This window comes from Bradyrhizobium sp. USDA 4503 (genome assembly GCF_054055815.1).
In genome coordinates, this window is sequence record NZ_JBSRXS010000001.1 from 5,869,938 (window position 1) to 5,884,935 (window position 14,998).

16 protein-coding genes, 1 tRNA gene and 1 pseudogene are annotated in these 14,998 nt (G+C 64.1%); 5 read left to right on the forward strand and 13 right to left on the reverse strand.

All coding sequences use genetic code 11. The features are described from left to right. Positions 1–133: 133 nt before the first annotated feature. On the reverse strand, positions 134–739 hold the full coding sequence (locus ACVMIH_RS28025) for a TetR/AcrR family transcriptional regulator (protein WP_026192040.1): 606 nt from the start codon (positions 737–739) through the stop codon (positions 134–136). Positions 740–1,104: 365 nt separating this feature from the next. Between ACVMIH_RS28025 and ACVMIH_RS28030 the strand changes: the two genes are divergently transcribed. The 3 genes from ACVMIH_RS28030 to ACVMIH_RS28040 all read left to right on the forward strand — a co-directional run bounded on the left by ACVMIH_RS28030 (position 1,105) and on the right by ACVMIH_RS28040 (position 4,728). Then, positions 1,105–1,908: an SDR family NAD(P)-dependent oxidoreductase gene (locus ACVMIH_RS28030; protein ID WP_456864165.1), complete on the forward strand. Its 804-nt coding sequence runs from the start codon at positions 1,105–1,107 to the stop codon at positions 1,906–1,908. A 36-nt stretch (positions 1,909–1,944) separates the two neighbouring features. Beyond that, positions 1,945–3,075: a DUF5938 domain-containing protein gene (locus ACVMIH_RS28035; protein WP_092081095.1), complete on the forward strand. Its 1,131-nt coding sequence runs from the start codon at positions 1,945–1,947 to the stop codon at positions 3,073–3,075. A gap of 123 nt (positions 3,076–3,198) precedes the next feature. Further along, positions 3,199–4,728, forward strand: coding sequence for an AMP-binding protein (locus ACVMIH_RS28040; RefSeq protein WP_456864167.1), 1,530 nt, complete (start codon positions 3,199–3,201; stop codon positions 4,726–4,728). A 17-nt stretch (positions 4,729–4,745) separates the two neighbouring features. Here the strand turns inward: ACVMIH_RS28040 and ACVMIH_RS28045 are convergent, their stop codons facing one another. After that, on the reverse strand, positions 4,746–5,303 hold the full coding sequence (locus ACVMIH_RS28045) for a cytochrome P460 family protein (RefSeq protein ID WP_253588360.1): 558 nt from the start codon (positions 5,301–5,303) through the stop codon (positions 4,746–4,748). Positions 5,304–5,564: 261 nt separating this feature from the next. Between ACVMIH_RS28045 and ACVMIH_RS28050 the strand changes: the two genes are divergently transcribed. Continuing rightward, positions 5,565–5,912: a DUF6665 family protein gene (locus ACVMIH_RS28050; RefSeq protein ID WP_057020400.1), complete on the forward strand. Its 348-nt coding sequence runs from the start codon at positions 5,565–5,567 to the stop codon at positions 5,910–5,912. A gap of 79 nt (positions 5,913–5,991) precedes the next feature. Here ACVMIH_RS28050 and ACVMIH_RS28055 read toward each other — a convergent pair whose 3' ends face one another. The 8 genes from ACVMIH_RS28055 to ACVMIH_RS28090 form a co-directional block, all read right to left on the reverse strand. Beyond that, positions 5,992–6,261, reverse strand: coding sequence for a BQ00720 family protein (locus ACVMIH_RS28055; protein WP_016843536.1), 270 nt, complete (start codon positions 6,259–6,261; stop codon positions 5,992–5,994). 50 nt (positions 6,262–6,311) lie between these two features. Beyond that, positions 6,312–6,737, reverse strand: coding sequence for an Hsp20 family protein (locus tag ACVMIH_RS28060; RefSeq protein ID WP_057020402.1), 426 nt, complete (start codon positions 6,735–6,737; stop codon positions 6,312–6,314). Positions 6,738–6,907: 170 nt separating this feature from the next. After that, the gene (locus ACVMIH_RS28065; protein ID WP_018269287.1) at positions 6,908–7,990 is read right to left on the reverse strand and encodes a sn-glycerol-3-phosphate import ATP-binding protein UgpC; all 1,083 of its coding nucleotides are present in this window, start codon (positions 7,988–7,990) and stop codon (positions 6,908–6,910) included. Then, on the reverse strand, positions 7,990–8,838 hold the full coding sequence (gene ugpE, locus ACVMIH_RS28070) for a sn-glycerol-3-phosphate ABC transporter permease UgpE (protein WP_057020404.1): 849 nt from the start codon (positions 8,836–8,838) through the stop codon (positions 7,990–7,992). The genes ACVMIH_RS28065 and ugpE overlap by 1 nt, the downstream gene beginning before the upstream one ends. After that, positions 8,838–9,719: a sn-glycerol-3-phosphate ABC transporter permease UgpA gene (gene ugpA, locus ACVMIH_RS28075; protein WP_057020405.1), complete on the reverse strand. Its 882-nt coding sequence runs from the start codon at positions 9,717–9,719 to the stop codon at positions 8,838–8,840. The genes ugpE and ugpA overlap by 1 nt, the downstream gene beginning before the upstream one ends. A 163-nt stretch (positions 9,720–9,882) precedes the next feature. Next, positions 9,883–11,199 carry a sn-glycerol-3-phosphate ABC transporter substrate-binding protein UgpB gene (ugpB, locus tag ACVMIH_RS28080; protein ID WP_076833789.1) on the reverse strand — a complete coding sequence of 439 codons (1,317 nt, stop codon included), beginning with the start codon at positions 11,197–11,199 and terminating at the stop codon, positions 9,883–9,885. Between the two features lie 290 nt (positions 11,200–11,489). Continuing rightward, on the reverse strand, positions 11,490–12,695 hold the full coding sequence (locus ACVMIH_RS28085; RefSeq protein ID WP_168856207.1) for a CaiB/BaiF CoA transferase family protein: 1,206 nt from the start codon (positions 12,693–12,695) through the stop codon (positions 11,490–11,492). A 189-nt stretch (positions 12,696–12,884) separates the two neighbouring features. Then, a complete protein-coding gene (locus tag ACVMIH_RS28090) occupies positions 12,885–13,310 on the reverse strand; it encodes an organic hydroperoxide resistance protein (RefSeq protein ID WP_212057979.1) in 426 nt (141 codons plus the stop codon). 168 nt (positions 13,311–13,478) lie between these two features. On the opposite strand from ACVMIH_RS28090, the gene ACVMIH_RS28095 reads away from it, so the two are divergent. After that, positions 13,479–13,940 (forward strand): MarR family winged helix-turn-helix transcriptional regulator, encoded by a 462-nt coding sequence (locus tag ACVMIH_RS28095; RefSeq protein WP_456866574.1) that lies wholly within the window; start codon positions 13,479–13,481, stop codon positions 13,938–13,940. A 15-nt stretch (positions 13,941–13,955) separates the two neighbouring features. Here ACVMIH_RS28095 and ACVMIH_RS28100 read toward each other — a convergent pair. The 3 genes and pseudogenes from ACVMIH_RS28100 to ACVMIH_RS28110 form a co-directional block, all read right to left on the reverse strand. After that, positions 13,956–14,188: pseudogene (locus ACVMIH_RS28100) on the reverse strand (GIY-YIG nuclease family protein). A 153-nt stretch (positions 14,189–14,341) separates the two neighbouring features. Further along, positions 14,342–14,417, reverse strand: a tRNA-Ala gene (locus ACVMIH_RS28105). 95 nt (positions 14,418–14,512) lie between these two features. Further along, positions 14,513–14,920 carry a TIGR02300 family protein gene (locus ACVMIH_RS28110; protein WP_057020408.1) on the reverse strand — a complete coding sequence of 136 codons (408 nt, stop codon included), beginning with the start codon at positions 14,918–14,920 and terminating at the stop codon, positions 14,513–14,515. Positions 14,921–14,998: the final 78 nt, after the last annotated feature.

Here is a 14,998-nt window from a genome sequence, read left to right on the forward strand (position 1 = left end):
GCGCTCAAGGCTTCATTGGAGTAGTCCGTAGCCCGGATGGAGCGAAGCGCAATCCGGAGCTACTCTAACTGCGGATAGTTCAGTCCCGGATTACGCTGCGCTCCATCCGGGCTACGGAGCGTTCGCAAACCTCTCAGCAGATCGTCGGCAGCAGACGGCGAACCTCGTCGAGCAGATCGGGGATTGCCTTCTCGTCATTGGCGAGATGCCGGAGCAGCGCGCTCTGGAACAGGCCGTCGAACAGCGCGTACAGCGCCGCCGGTGACGATGCCGGCCGCTTGTTGCCGAGCTCGGCGTAGCGCGTGGCGATGCGCCAGATCATCGCTTCCAGGCTCTTGTCGATCTCGAGCACGTCCTTGCGGAACGCCGGCTCGAACATCGCCTGCGAGCGCAGATCGTACCAGAGCCGATGCATGCGCGCTTCGTTTTCGAGCGTGGCCGCGAGCTTGGCGAGAAAACCTTCGGTCAATTCGTCGCGGCTGCGTGCTGTCGTCACCACCTCGTCATAGCGCGTCACGCATTTCGCCTTGTAGTGGCGGACGCAGCAGCAGATCAAATCGAGCTTGTCGCTGAAGTAGTAGTGAAACACGCCGTGCGTGAATGCGGAGTTTTGCGCGATCTCGCGCAGGCTGGTGCGCGCGAAGCCGAGCTCGCCAAGCGTCTCCAGCGCGGCCTCCGCGAGCTCGACGCGCCGCGCGTTGAACTTCTCGTCGCGCAGCGCCTCGGCCGCTACAGCCACCCGTTGGGCCGCTCCTGTCGCTTGCCGCGCCATTCCGTGCCTTCCCTCTGCTTCTTCCCTCGAGCAACTATACCGCGGCGACCGCGGCGCGCTCCATCTCTTCACAACCATCCTCTTTGACACTTGTCAAATTCAGACTTGACAAGTGTCAAGTTCCTGGACGAGGGTTGGCGAAATAATTTGGACAACCGTCAAGACGGCTGACCAATCGACGAACCAGGAGGAAATGCACCGCCGGGGCGCGCCAACGCTGCGCCCTGCCGACGCCGGCCGCGATCACCATTGCGCTCCAAATGCGCAGGCCCCGGCCCGCGCTGCCTCTGTCAGCACCACCATCAATCGGCAAGCAAAGGGAGGACTACGTCATGAGTGGGAAGAGCCTTGAAGGCAGGAAAGCCCTGGTCACCGGCGGCGCCCGGGGGATTGGCGCGGCGATCGCGCAGGCATTGGCGCGGTCCGGCGCCGCGGTCATGATCGGTGACATTCTGGATGACGCCGGCAAGGCCAGCGTCGCCGAGATCGCCAAGGCCGGGGTCAAGACCGGCTTCGTCAAGCTCGACGTCACTGACGATGCGCAATGGGAGCGGGCCGCCGCAGCGACGGTCGAAACTCTCGGCGGCTTCGACATCCTGATCAACAATGCCGGCATCGAGATCACCTCGCTGGTCGCCGACATCAAGGCCGAGGACGCGCGCCGCATGTGCGACGTCAACATCGTCGGCACCGTGCTCGGCATGAAGCACGCCTTCCGCGCGATGCGGCCGGGCGGCGCTGCGGGCAAGGGCGGCGCGGTCGTCAATATCGCTTCGGTCGCGGCGACGATCGCGTTTCCGAGCATCGCGGTCTATTCCGGCACCAAATCCGCGGTCGACCGCATGACGCGGGTCGGCGCGATGGAAGCCGGCAAGCTCGGCTATGGCGTGCGCGTCAACTGCATCTATCCAGGCCTGATCCCGACTGACATGGGCCTGCAGCTCGCCAACGACATCGTGAAGATCGGTCTCGCGCCCGACGTCAACGCCGCTGTCGGTTCGGTGGTGGAGCAGACGCCGCTCGGCAAGCTCGCGGAGGTCTCCGACATCGCCGACGCCGCCGTGTTCCTGTGCTCGAACGATGCGCGATTCATCACCGGCATCGGCCTGCCGGTCGATGGCGGCATGGGCATGTAGCAACAAAACCGACAACAAGCATTTCGGAGGATCGCAATGAGCGACAAGAAGCCCGTCATCGTCTATGGCGCATCCGGCTATACCGGCCGGCTGGTCTGCGAATATCTGCGCGAGTACAACATCCCCTTCATCGCCGCCGGCCGCAGCGCCGAGAAGCTCAACGCCGCGATGAAGTCGAACGTGGCCGGCATCGAGACCGCCGACTACGAGGTCGTGTCGGTGCCGCACACCGTGGCCGCGCTGACTGAATTGTTCAAGGGTGCCTCCGTGGTGCTCAACACTGTGGGCCCCTTCGCCAAGTTCGGCGGCGAGGTGGTACAGGCCTGCCTGGCTGCCAGGTGCCACTACACCGACACGACCGGCGAGCAGGACTGGCTGATCACGCTCGAGCAGGAGTTTGGTACGAAATTCGCCAATGCCGGCCTGCTGCTGGCGCCGGGCATCGCGCAGATGTACACCACCGGCGAGATCGCCGCGCAGCTGTGCCTGGAAACGCCCGGCCTCGACACACTCGATATCGCCGTGTTCTGGGGCGGCAGCCCGACCATCGCCTCGACGCAGACCATCCTGGTCAACGCCGCGATGGCCAAGGCCTACTACCTGGAGCAGAACAAGTACGTCGAGCATCAGCCCGATGCCGGCCTATACAACCTCGCCATCCCCGGCCAACACGAGCTGGCGCTGGCGCTGCCGTGGGGCGGCACCTCGCACCCGGTGTGGTTCAAGCAGGATCCGCGCGTCGCCAACGTGAAGGTGCTGGGCGGCGTGTTCAATCGCGCGCTGATGCTGGGCGTGCCGCAGATCGTCGCCGCCGCGCTGGAGGCGACCAAGGACATGAAGCCCGACGAGCGCTACGCCGCGCTGGCACAGACCGCTGCCGGCGTGATGAACACCATGCCGCCGCGCGAGAACCCGCGTGTCAACAAGTCGCTGGATTCGGTGTATGCCTCCGGCCCGCTGGGGCGCGCGCACTGCGTCATCTACGGAAACAGCAACTACAAGCAGACCGGCATGCTGCAGGCCTATGCTGCCGCGCACCTGCTGCAGCAGCCGCCCAAGCGTGTAGGGTTCGCCTCCGGCTGTCAGGCGTTCGGCCATCGCGAGCTGCTCGGGCAATTGCGCAGTTTTGGGCTGGTCGGCAAGCCGGTCCTGACCGTGCATGATTGAGCTTGAGCCCCGCTCGGATCGGGGCTCGACACTCCTTCCCTGAAGCGTTTTCGTTTTGCTCGAAAACGCACCTTCCGCGGGTGACGCAGTAGCGCGTCACCCGCCTCTTGCGCGAGACCTGCCATGCGCTTCATCGATTATCTCGACAAGGGTGCCTCGCTCGGCGCCGACGTGCCGTGTCTCACCATGGACGGGCGCGACCTCAGCTATGGCGAGGTGCAGCGGCTGAGCTACCGGATCGCGCGCGGGCTCAAGCGGTCGGGTATCTCTCCGGGCGAGAAGGTCGCGATCCTGTCCGGCAACGATCCGCTCGCTTTCGCCTGCGTGTTCGGCATCTCGCGCGCGGCTGCCGTGTGGTGTCCGATCAATCCGCGCAACGAGGCGACCGAGAACAAGTTCATCCTCGATCAGTTCGATTGCAGCCTGCTGCTGTTTCATTCCAGCTTTGCGCCGATGGTCGACGCGGTCCGGCAGGACCTACCCAAGCTGCGCGCGCTGGTCTGTCTCGACGCCGAGCTGCCATTCGCGCCGTCATTCGACCGCTGGCTCGGCGGGCTCGCCGACGATGTCTATCAGCGCGCCACGATCGACGATCTCGCGATGATCCCGGGCACCGGCGGCACCACCGGCAAGCCGAAGGGCGTGATGCTGTCGGGACGCAACATCGAGGCGATGACCGCGCTGACTCTGATGGGCTATCCGTTCAAGGGCCGCCCGATTTATCTCGCGCTGGCGCCGCTGACGCATGCCGCCGGCGTGCTCTGTTTCCCGATCATGACGTTGGGCGGCCGCGTCGTGATCATGCACCACCCTGACATCGGCGAGTTCCTGGCGCTGATCGAGCGCTACCGCGTCACCCACACCTTCCTGCCGCCGACCGTGATCTACATGCTGCTCGATCATCCCGGGCTCGACGCGGCCGATCGCAAGTCGCTGCAATGCTTCTGGTACGGCGCGGCACCGATCTCGGCGACGCGGCTAGCGGAAGCCTTGAAGCGGATCGGGCCGATGGCGCAGCTGTTCGGCCAGACCGAGGCGCCGATGATGATCTCGATGATGCCGCCCGCCGATCACTACAATCCGGACGGCACCATCGCGATGGAGCGACTCTCGTCGGCCGGGCGGATCGGCCCGCTGGTGCAGGCCGGCATCATGGATGGCGACGGCAAGCTGTTGCCGGCGGGATCGCGCGGCGAGATTGTGGTACGCGGCTCGCTGGTGATGGAAGGCTACTACAGGAACCCCGAGGCCACGCGCGAGGCTTCGGCGCATGGCTGGCACCACACCGGCGACATCGGCTACATCGACGGCGACGGCTATCTCTATATCGTCGATCGCGCCAAGGACATGATCATCACCGGCGGCTTCAACGTATATTCGATCGAGGTCGAGAACGCGTTGCACGCCCACGAGGCGGTGCAGGATTGCGCCGTCATCGGATTGCCCGACGACAAATGGGGCGAGCGGATCGTCGCCGTGGTGCAGCCGCGCGTCGGCCACACTGTCGATGGGACCGCGCTCGCCGCCTTCGTCAAGCAGCAGATCGGCAGCATCAAGACGCCGAAGCAGATCGAGGTCTGGGACGATCTTCCGCGTTCCAAGGTCGGCAAGGTGCTGAAGCCGGACATCCGCGCGCGGCTGGTGCAACGCTAGCCCGTGCGATCCGGTGTCTACCTCTTGCCGTACTCGGTGAACACGTAGTCGCGATTCTGTACCACCGTGTGGCACGCATGGCCGCACTTCGCGTCGTTTTCCTGGGGCGGATTGTCCGCCGTGGTGGCGGGCCTGAACACATCCGAGGTGGGATCATACTCGAACGCGCCGTATCCCCATCCGCCGCTGTCGGCGAACCTCTTGCTGTCCTTGACCATGAAGTCGACGTCGTGCTGCGCGCCCGGCACCGTCGGCTGACCGGGATACGCCTCCTGCTTCTTCGGGATCCAGTGGATCTTCGCCATCTTGGCGCCGTCCGGGAACGGCTTGCCATTGCCGGGTATGCCTTCCCGGAAGGCGCCGATCATCGCCGGATTGCCCAGGATCGCGGCGATGACGCCTTCGTTCTCGCTGATCGCGATCACGGGCCAGTCCTCGTATCCCCTGAACTCGGAGAACGCGAGACCGTTGGGCACCTGCAGGCTGTACTTGTCCTGCGCGGAAATCGCGACACCTGTCGCGAGGACGGAAATCGACACCGAAGCAACGAGATTGATCAGCGAGCTCTTCTGCATGGTCGCATCTCCTTCAATCGATTTGGCGGCGAATGATTCGTGCTGGAAATTCCTTGTCGCAGTGCTTCTCGCGGGAACTTATTACAGCACGGAAATGCACGGAGCGAAATGGAGCCGCGGCCATGGTCCGCTGCCCAAGGCTGCGCAATGAATTGCTCAAGTTGAGCGAGCTTTCGCTTGGCGATCGAAGACACGAGCACCTATTGACAACCAGCCGATGACGCCGGAAGACGGACGCGCGCAACGAACCAGGGATGACTGATGTCCCGCGATTTTCGCCTTGATCGCGTTCCCGTCGACGTTCTCGCTTACGAGCTCGCCGAAGAGAGGGCGAGTGCGCTCGGCCGCATGGGCCGCGCGCTGGAACAGGCACTCGCCAGGCTGCGCGAGTTCGATGCCGCCCATCCGCGCGCTGAAACATCGACGTCAACACAACAGGCACGGCGCCTCCTGGTGCGGGAGGCCGGCCATGCGCTCTGGATGTTCGTGGTGCAGCGGGAAGCCTGCGGGCTGCGCAACAACCGCATGCTGATGCGCGACTACAACGTGCCCGGCGAGGTGCAGCTCAGCATGGGCCCGATGCTCGCCACGTCGACCTCATCGCCATAAAAAATGCGCAGGCCCCCTCGGTGACGAAGCAGGCCCGCGCATTGAATTCGCGGATGCTGAATTCAGCCGTAGATTTGCGTCAGTGGACGCTGACGGCCTGCAGCTCGTTGCTCCACGCATTTGCGACCGCGGCTTCGCGGCTGTCGGTCAGCATGATCGGCGTGCCGTCGGCGGCGTGCAGTGCGAACAGCTTGAGGCCCGGCGCGATCTTCGGCGCTTGCGGAAAGAGATCCGGCACGTCCTCGGAGCGGACCTGCTTCACGTAGGCGATATGACCTTCGCCCAGATGGGCCAGCGCTTCCGGCGTGACGCTCTCGGATTCGATGGTGGTGGTACTCAGTTCACTCATGGTCTCGACTCCTCAGTCAGATAAGCGGTCGAGTCCGCTCGTTGTTTCTATTATTCGTGCTCATTGATAGCGATTGTCTTAATGACCCGTTCAGGTTCCGGCCTGGCCAGGTCGATCGACAACAACCCGTTCTTCAGATCCGCGCCCAGCACATGCATCCCCTCCGCCAGCACGAAGGTGCGCTGGAAGTGGCGCGCGGCGATGCCGCGATGGATGTATTGCCGGGCCTTGTCGTCCTGCTGGCGGCCGCGGATGACGAGCTGATTTTCCTCAATAGTTACATCGAGTTGGTCGCGGGTGAAGCCCGCCACCGCCAGCGTGATGCGCAGCCGCTCAGGCTGCCCGTTGGTACGGTCGCACCGCTCGATGTTGTACGGAGGATAGCCGTCGGCGCCCTTCACGACGCGGTCGAGCGCACGCTCGATCTCGTCGAATCCCAGAAGGAACGGACTGGACAACGATGGAACACGAGACATTACAAAGTCCTCTCGAAGCGACTTTGAGGGGCCCTTGCGGCGCCCCATGCAACCGGCGGGCCGTCTGGCCTCCGGTCAGTGGGGGATATGGGGGCGATCTGGATAGCGTTCAAGCAGCCCCGAAACCAGCCTAAACGCCCGCAACATGGGGGTAAATTCTTCCCGATCGGTTACTCCCCGACGCGCTTGCGGCCATCGGCGGTAAAAAGATGCAGCTTGTCGCGGGGGGCGACGGCCCGGATCCGCTCGCCGATGGCGGGACCCGAGACGCCGGGAACCCGGACGATCACCTCACCGGGCGGCAGCTCGCCCGGATTGGCGGCAACGCCCTGCTCCTCGCGCTGGCGGCTGCCGTAGACGAAGGTCTCGGCGCCGACATGCTCGATCGCCTCGACGGTGAGGCCGAGCGCGACGCCGCCGGATGCGGTCTCGCTCGAGATCACGAAATCCTCCGGCCGGATCCCGACAATGCCGGCGCCGTCGGCGCCCGTGATCTGGGACTTCAGCTCGTCCGCGCGCAGCGGCATCAGGTTCATCGGCGGGGCGCCGATGAAGGAGGCGACGAAGGTGGTCGCCGGCTTCTGGTAGATGTCCAGCGGATTGCCGACCTGCTCGACCTGGCCGCCGTTCATGACGACGAGGATGTCGGCGAGCGTCATCGCCTCGAGCTGGTCGTGGGTGACGTAGATCGACGTGGTGTTGAGCCGGCGCTGCAGTTTGCGGATCTCGACCCGCATCGCGATGCGCAACTTGGCGTCGAGGTTCGACAGCGGCTCGTCGAACAGGAACACTTTCGGCTGGCGCACGATGGCGCGGCCCATCGCGACGCGCTGGCGCTGGCCGCCGGAAAGCTGGCGCGGCTTGCGCTCCAGCATCGGCGAGAGCTCGAGGACGCGCGCGGCTTCCTCGACGCGGGTCTTGATCTCGGCCTCGGCCATGCCGCGGTTGCGCAGGCCGTAGGCCATGTTGTTGTAGACGCTCATATGCGGATAGAGCGCGTAGTTCTGGAACACCATCGCGATGTCGCGATCAGCAGGCTCGACCTGGTTCACGACGCGGCCGCCGATGTCGATCTCGCCGCCGGTGATGGTCTCGAGCCCCGCGACCATGCGGAGCAGCGTGGACTTGCCGCAGCCGGATGGGCCGACCAGCACGCAGAACTGGCCGTCGCCGACGTCGACATCGACACCCTTGATGGCCTCGAAGCCGCCGGGATAGGTCTTGCGGACGCTGCGCAGCGTGACGTTAGCCATTACTTTTCCGTCTCCACCAATCCGCGCACGAACAGTTTCTGCATCACGACGACGACGAACACCGGCGGCAGCATCGCGAGCAACGCGGTCGCCATCACGATCGGCCATTCGGTCAGCGCGTCCGTCGTCGTGATCATCTTGCGGATGCCGACCTGGATGGTCTGCATGTCGTCGCGCGTGGTGATCAACAGCGGCCAGAGGTACTGATTCCAGCCGAGGATGAAGAGGATCACGAACAGCGCGGCCATGTTGGTGCGCGACAGCGGCAGCAGCGTATCCCAGAAGAAGCGGAACGGGCCTGCGCCGTCGATCCGCGAAGCCTCCAGCAATTCATCCGGCACGGTCATGAAGAACTGGCGGAACAGCAGCGTCGCGGTGGCCGACGCAATCAGCGGCAGCGACAGGCCGGCATAGCTGTCGAGCAGATGCAGATCGGCGACGATCTTGTAGGTCGGATAGATGCGTACCTCGACCGGCAGCATCAACGTGATGAAGATGATCCAGAAGATCGCCATCCGGAACGGAAACCGGAAATACACGATCGCGTAGGCCGAGATGATCGAGATCGCGATTTTGCCGACCGCGATCAAGAGCGCCATGACCAGCGAGTTCAGCATCATGTGGAGCACCGGCTCGCGGGTCGAGCCGCTCGTGCCGACAAACAGCGTCTGGTAGTAGGTCTGGAGGAAATGGCCGCCGGGCAGCAGCGACATCTGGCCGTTGGCGATCACGGCGTTGTCCTGGGTCGAGGCGACCAGCGCGAGATAGACCGGGAAGGCGACGATCGCGATCCCGATCCACAGGATGGCGTGAGCCAGATAGCGCTGGAAGCCTTCCTCCTCGACCATCAGTAGGTCACCTTGCGTTCGACGAAGCGGAACTGGATCGCCGTCAGCATGACGACGATGACCATCAGGATGACCGACTGCGCCGCCGACGAGCCGAGATTGCCGCCGAGCAGGCCGTCCGTATAGACCTTGTAAACCAGCGTCTCGGTCGCCTTGCCGGGACCGCCGCGGGTCATGGTGTCGATGATGCCGAAAGTGTCGAAGAAGGCGTAGACGATGTTGATGACCAAGAGGAAGAAGATGGTCGGCGACAGCAGCGGGAAGATCACGGTCCAGAACCGCCGCATCGGCCGGGCGCCGTCGATCGCGGCGGCCTCGATCACGCTTTTCGGGATGCTCTGCAGCCCGGCGAGGAAGAACAGGAAATTGTAGGAGATCTGCTTCCAGGCCGCGGCGAGGATGATCAGGGCCGCCGCCTGGTCGCCGTCGAGCAGCGGATTCCAGTCGATGCCCATGGCGCGCAGATAGCGCGACAGCACGCCGAGCGAGGGGTGCAGCATGAACACCCAGAGTACGCCGACCACCGGCGGGGCCACCGCATAGGGCCAGATCAGCAGCGTGCGATACAGCGTCGAGCCGCGCAGCGGCCTGTCAGCCATGACCGCGAGCAGCAGCGCGAAGGACAGCGAGGAGACCGCGATCGCGAACGAGAACACGAAGGTCCGGACGATCGCCGCGAAATAGGCCGGGTCCTTGAACAGCTCGAGATAGTTCTCGAACCAGACGAAGCTGGTGGAGAGGCCGAAGGCGTCCTGCAGCAGGAAGGACTGGATCACCGCCTGCAGGGCCGGCCAGTAGAAAAAGATCAGGACGATCGCGAGTTGCGGGGCAACCAGCGCGTAAGGCAACAGCTTTGACTGGAAAATCGCTTGCTTTTGCATGGGCTCGGAGGAAGGGCAGGCCGCGGATGCGGCCTGCCGGTTGATCGCCCTAAAGCGCGATGAGATGAGCTTGGATCGTCATCGCGCTTTAGCTTGTCGTCTGGGCATGATCTTTTCGGAAAGCCGCTTCGCGCTTGTCCGGTTCATACCTGAAGGCATCATGTCAGCGGACGGCGGTCTTTTCAAACTGCCGCAGCATCTGGTTGCCGCGCTCGACGGCGGCGTCCAGCGCCTGCTTGGCGGTCTTCTTGCCGGCCAGCGCCTGCTCGATCTCCTCCGACCACATGTCGCGCAGCTGCACCATGTTGCCGAGGCGCAGACCGCGGGAATTCGCGGTCGGCTCCTTGTTGGTGAGCTCGAGCAGCGGGGTCTCGAGATAGGGCTGGTCCTTGTAGAAGCCTTCTTCCTTGGCCTTGGCGTAGGCGGCCTTGGTGATCGGCAGATAACCCGAGGCCTTGTGGATCCAGACCTGGCGGTCGGTGTCCGAGAGGAAGGTCAGGAACTTGGCCACGCCCTTGTATTCCTCGGCCGACTTGCCGCCCATCACCCAGAGCGAGGCGCCGCCGATGATCGAGTTCTGCGGCGCGCCCTTGGCGTCGGGATAATACGGCATCGGCGCCGCGGTGAAGTTGAACTTGGCCTGCGCCTTGACGTTGCCGAAGAAGGCCGACGAGGTCAGGTAGATCGGGCATTCGCCCGAGGTGAAGCGGCCCTCGCCGGTGTTGGTGCGGCCGGCATAGTCGTAGGTCTTGTCCTTCTGCAGCTCGACGAGGCTCTCGAGATGCTTGACCTGCAGCGGGCCATTGAATTCGAGCACGGTGTCGAAGCCGTCGAGGCCATTGGCCTTGCTGGCGAGCGGCACATTGTGCCAGGCCGAGAGCTGTTCGAGATTGACCCAGGTGACCCACGAGCCGGAGAAGCCGCAGGTGTTATAGCCGGCTGCCTTCAGCTTCTTGGCGTCGTCGAACACTTGCGGCCAGGTCTTGGGAATCTCCGCGATGTTGGCCTTCTTCAGCGCATCGAGATTGATCCACATCACCGTCGACGACGAGTTGAAGGGGAACGACAGCATCTCGCCCTTGGAGGTCGAGTAGTAGCCGGTGATCGCGGGCAGATAGACGCCCGGATCGAACTTCTCGCCGGCGTCGGCCATCAGCTTGTAGACCGGTTTGACGGCGCCGGTGGCGGCCATCATCGTCGCGGTGCCGACCTCGAACACCTGCATGATATGCGGCGCGTTGCCGGCGCGGAACGCGGCGATGCCGGCGTTCATGGTGTCGGCGTAGCCGCCCTTGTAGGTCGGGATCACCTTGTAGTCGGATTGCGAGGCGTTGAAGTCGTTGGCCAGCTTGACGATGACGTCGTTGTTGGCGCCGGTCATCGCGTGCCACCACTGGATCTCGGTCACCGCGAACGCGGGCGACGCGAATGCAAGCGCGGCAGCGGCTGCCGCGGCAGCGCCTAGTCGTCGAAAGAACATCAAAACCCCTCCCAATTGGAACATCATCTTTCGTTGCGCGCGTTATCAGCGCCGGATGACGTTCAAATGACCGTATAAACGAAAGTCATGGTAGGGGGGAAGCCGAAGCGAAGGGAAGCGGTAAAAAAGGCGAAGACCGCAGCCGGCTCCGTGCGGTGCAGCGCCAAACGCGACGTTGCACCGCAGTGTTGATGCGTCGGCCGGTTCGATACGGGCCGACGCTCCAGCTTTGTCCTGACGCGAACCGGTGCGCATCCCGCATCACGTGCGGGACAGGCTCGAAAACGCCTTTAGCGCTTGCGCTGGGGACCGCAGACCACGCCCTTCTCAACCAGGCCGTTGATCTCGTCCTTCGAGTAGCCGAACTCGCCGAGCACTTCCGCGGCGTGCTGGCTGAACTTCGGCGGCGTCCGGCGCAGGTTCGGCTTGGTGCGTTCGAGGCGGATCGGCGAGGCGACGCCCTTGTACCAATCCTTCTCGATGACGTCGCCGCGATGAATGGTGTGCGGGTTGGTCAGCGCCTGGTCGATCTTCTGCACCGGGCCAGCCGGCAGGCCGGCGGCGAGCAGCCGGTTGCACAGCGGCTCGGCCTCGTGCTGGCTGAACACCGCGGCCAGCTCGACGCGGAGCGCATCGCGGTTGGCGATGCGGTCCTTGTTGCGGGCAAAGCGCGGGTCGGTGCCGAGCTCGGGCTTGCCGATCTCCTTGGCGAGCTTGCGGAAGGTTCCGTCATTGCCGACGCCGATGAAGATGTTGTCGGTCTTGGTCGGGAAGATCGCGTACGGCACGAGGTTGGGATGCTCGTTGCCGGTGAGCGACGGCGGCTTGCCGTGCATGAAGTAGTTCGCGGTGTGCGGATGCATGATCGCGAGCCCGGTCTCGTACAGCGTCGTCTCGATGAACTGGCCGAGCCCCGAGCGCTGCCGCTCCGACAGCGCCATCAGGATGCCGATCGTGGCGTAGAGCCCGGTGGTGATGTCGACCAGCGGCACGCCGATCCGCATCGGGCCGCTCTCCGGCGAGCCGGTCGCCGCGATCATGCCGGTCATCGCCTGGATGATCGCGTCATAGCCGGGATTGCCGCCGCGCGGGCCGTCGGCGCCGAAGCCGGAGATCCGGCAATGCACGAGGCGCGGAAATTTCGCGCGCAGCGCGTCGTTGCCGATGCCCCATTTGTCGAGCGTGCCGGGCTTGAAATTCTCGATCAGCACGTCGGCGGTCTCGAGCATCTTCATCAGCACCGCGCGTCCGCCCTCGGAAGCGAGGTCGAGGCCGATCGAGCGCTTGTTGCGGTTGATGCCGACGAAATAGGCCGCGTCTTCTTCGTGGAAGGGAGGACCCCAGTCTCGCACCTCGTCGCCGGCGGGCGGCTCGACCTTGATCACGTCGGCGCCGTGGTCGGCGAGAATCTGGGTGCAATACGGACCGCCGAGCACGCGCGTCAGATCGATCACGCGCAGGCCGGTCATCGCGCCCGTAGCCGCTGGGGTATTCATGGAAGCAACCTTCGCTCAGTTGGGATCAGATAACGAGGGTCCCAGAGCTAACGGTCTTCAGCCGGGGCAGCAATGCTTCCGTCGGCGCAGGCCCATGCAGCAGACGGCGCATGCGTTCGCCAAGCGAACGCGCCGCTGAAAGAGCAATGGTCCGCCACGTGTTGCGGCGGACCATTGCGTGATGTGGAATTAGACGACGCTCAGCTTGACGTCGACATTGCCGCGGGTCGCGTTGGAATAGGGGCACACCTGGTGCGCCTTCTCGACCAGCGCTTCGGCATCGCTGCGCGCAAGGCCGGGCAGCGACACCGCGAGCTCGACGGCGAGACCGAACCCGCCTTCCGAGCGCGGGCCGATGCCGACCGTCGAGGTCACCGAGGCGTCGGCGGGAACCTTGGGGCCGCCCTGCGACGCCACGAACTTCATCGCGCCGATGAAGCAGGCGGCATAGCCTGCCGCGAACAGCTGCTCCGGATTGTTGCCGGCACCGCCGCCGCCACCGAGCTCCTTCGGGGTCGTGAGCTTGACGTCGAGTGCGCCGTCGAGCGTCGCCGCATGGCCGTCGCGGCCGCCGGTTGCCTTGGCGCTGGTCTTGTAGAGCACGTTCACAGACATCGTGGTCTCCCTTGGTGGGTTGGGCTTGAATTCGATGACGCATGTATTGCACGCAAATAGATTGCGCACAATATAAAATATGCGGCCTCACATTTAATTGTTCGCAATTGAATCCGCGGTCCCGTGAGCCCAGAATGACCCGGAAACGAGATGGATTCGATGGGAATCATGGCCAGGAAACTGACGGCCGCGGATCAGGCGCTGCGGCTCGACAATCAGATCTGCTTTGCGGTCTATTCGACCGCGCACGCCTTCAACCGCGTCTACAAGCCGCTGCTCGACCGGCTCGGGCTGACCTATCCGCAGTATCTCGTGATGCTAGCGCTGTGGGAGCGCGACGACGTCGCGGTGAAGGACCTCGGCGAGCGCCTGTTCCTGGATTCCGGCACGCTGACGCCGCTCTTGAAGCGGCTGGAGGCGGCGGAGTTGATCAAACGGACCCGCAGCACCGCGGACGAGCGGGTGGTGCTGATCGCGCTGACGCCGCAGGGCCACGCGCTGCGCGAAAAGGCCAAGGCCGTGCCGCAGTCGATCCTCGCGGCCTCGGACTGCACCGTCGGCGAACTGATGGCGATGAAGGACGAGATCGTCGCGCTGCGCGACCGGCTGAATGCGGTGCTGGGGGAGTAGGGGCGGTCGGGGCGGTTAGAGGCGCTTCTTGGCGAAGGCGCGGCCGGATGCGGACTTCAGATATTTTCAAAAGCGACGGCCTGCTTCTCGTCGCTGAAAGCGACGTAGGTCTTGAGCCGCCACGGTCCAAATTTGGATGTATGGGGCACTTCCCCGGCATTGTGCTTAGCCAGTCTAGCCCGCAGATCGGTAATCCGGACATAGAAGTGCAGGCAATCAAGGCTCTCGAGAATGTAAACGTATTTCATCTGTTCCCCCAACACACGGCTGATGGGGTGGATGCTAACGCATTCGGATTTCGGAGAGAGCCCGGCTCCGCCCTTTGGGCTACGCCGCGGCAGCCTTCGCTCACTTCGCTACGATGGACTATCCGGGCTTGCCGAGCCGAAGCTCGCGAAGGCTGGTGGAGCCAGGCGGGATCGAACCGCCGACCTCTTGCATGCCATGCAAGCGCTCTCCCAGCTGAGCTATGGCCCCTTATCCAGTTGGGATGATCCTGGGGGATCGATCCCGGTCCGCGCGGCCTGGACGACTCGCGCGGCAGCACCGTTGATCATAGATCGGCGCCGATCTCAAGTCTCTTCGTCGCCTCCGACGTCACCAATGATGTCGGTCACGTCCTCATCGCCCTCTTCCTCGTCGGCGATGAAGGTCGAATCGTCGTCGTCATCGTCGTCGATGGTCTCATCGACCTCGATATCGTCCTCGGATTCGGGAACCTGGGCCTTGACCTTCCCGGTGTTCTCCTCGGCATCGGCCTCCTCGAGCGAGACCATCTCCTCGGCCTCGGCGGGCTCCGGCATGTCGGCTGCGGTCGCAGGCGAACTGACGGTGGCGCCACGGCCCCGCGGCGGGGCGATCGGCGCGATCGGCACGACTTCGCCGGTATAGGGCGAGATCACCGGATTCTTGTTGAGGTCGTAGAACTTCTTGCCCGTGGTCGGGCAAATGCGCTTGGTTCCGAGCTCGGACTTGGCCACGTGGTAATCCCAGAATTTTCCTGAAAAACGGAGCTTCACTTGGCTAGTTGAGGAGCCGCTGTCAATAGCGGTCTGCGC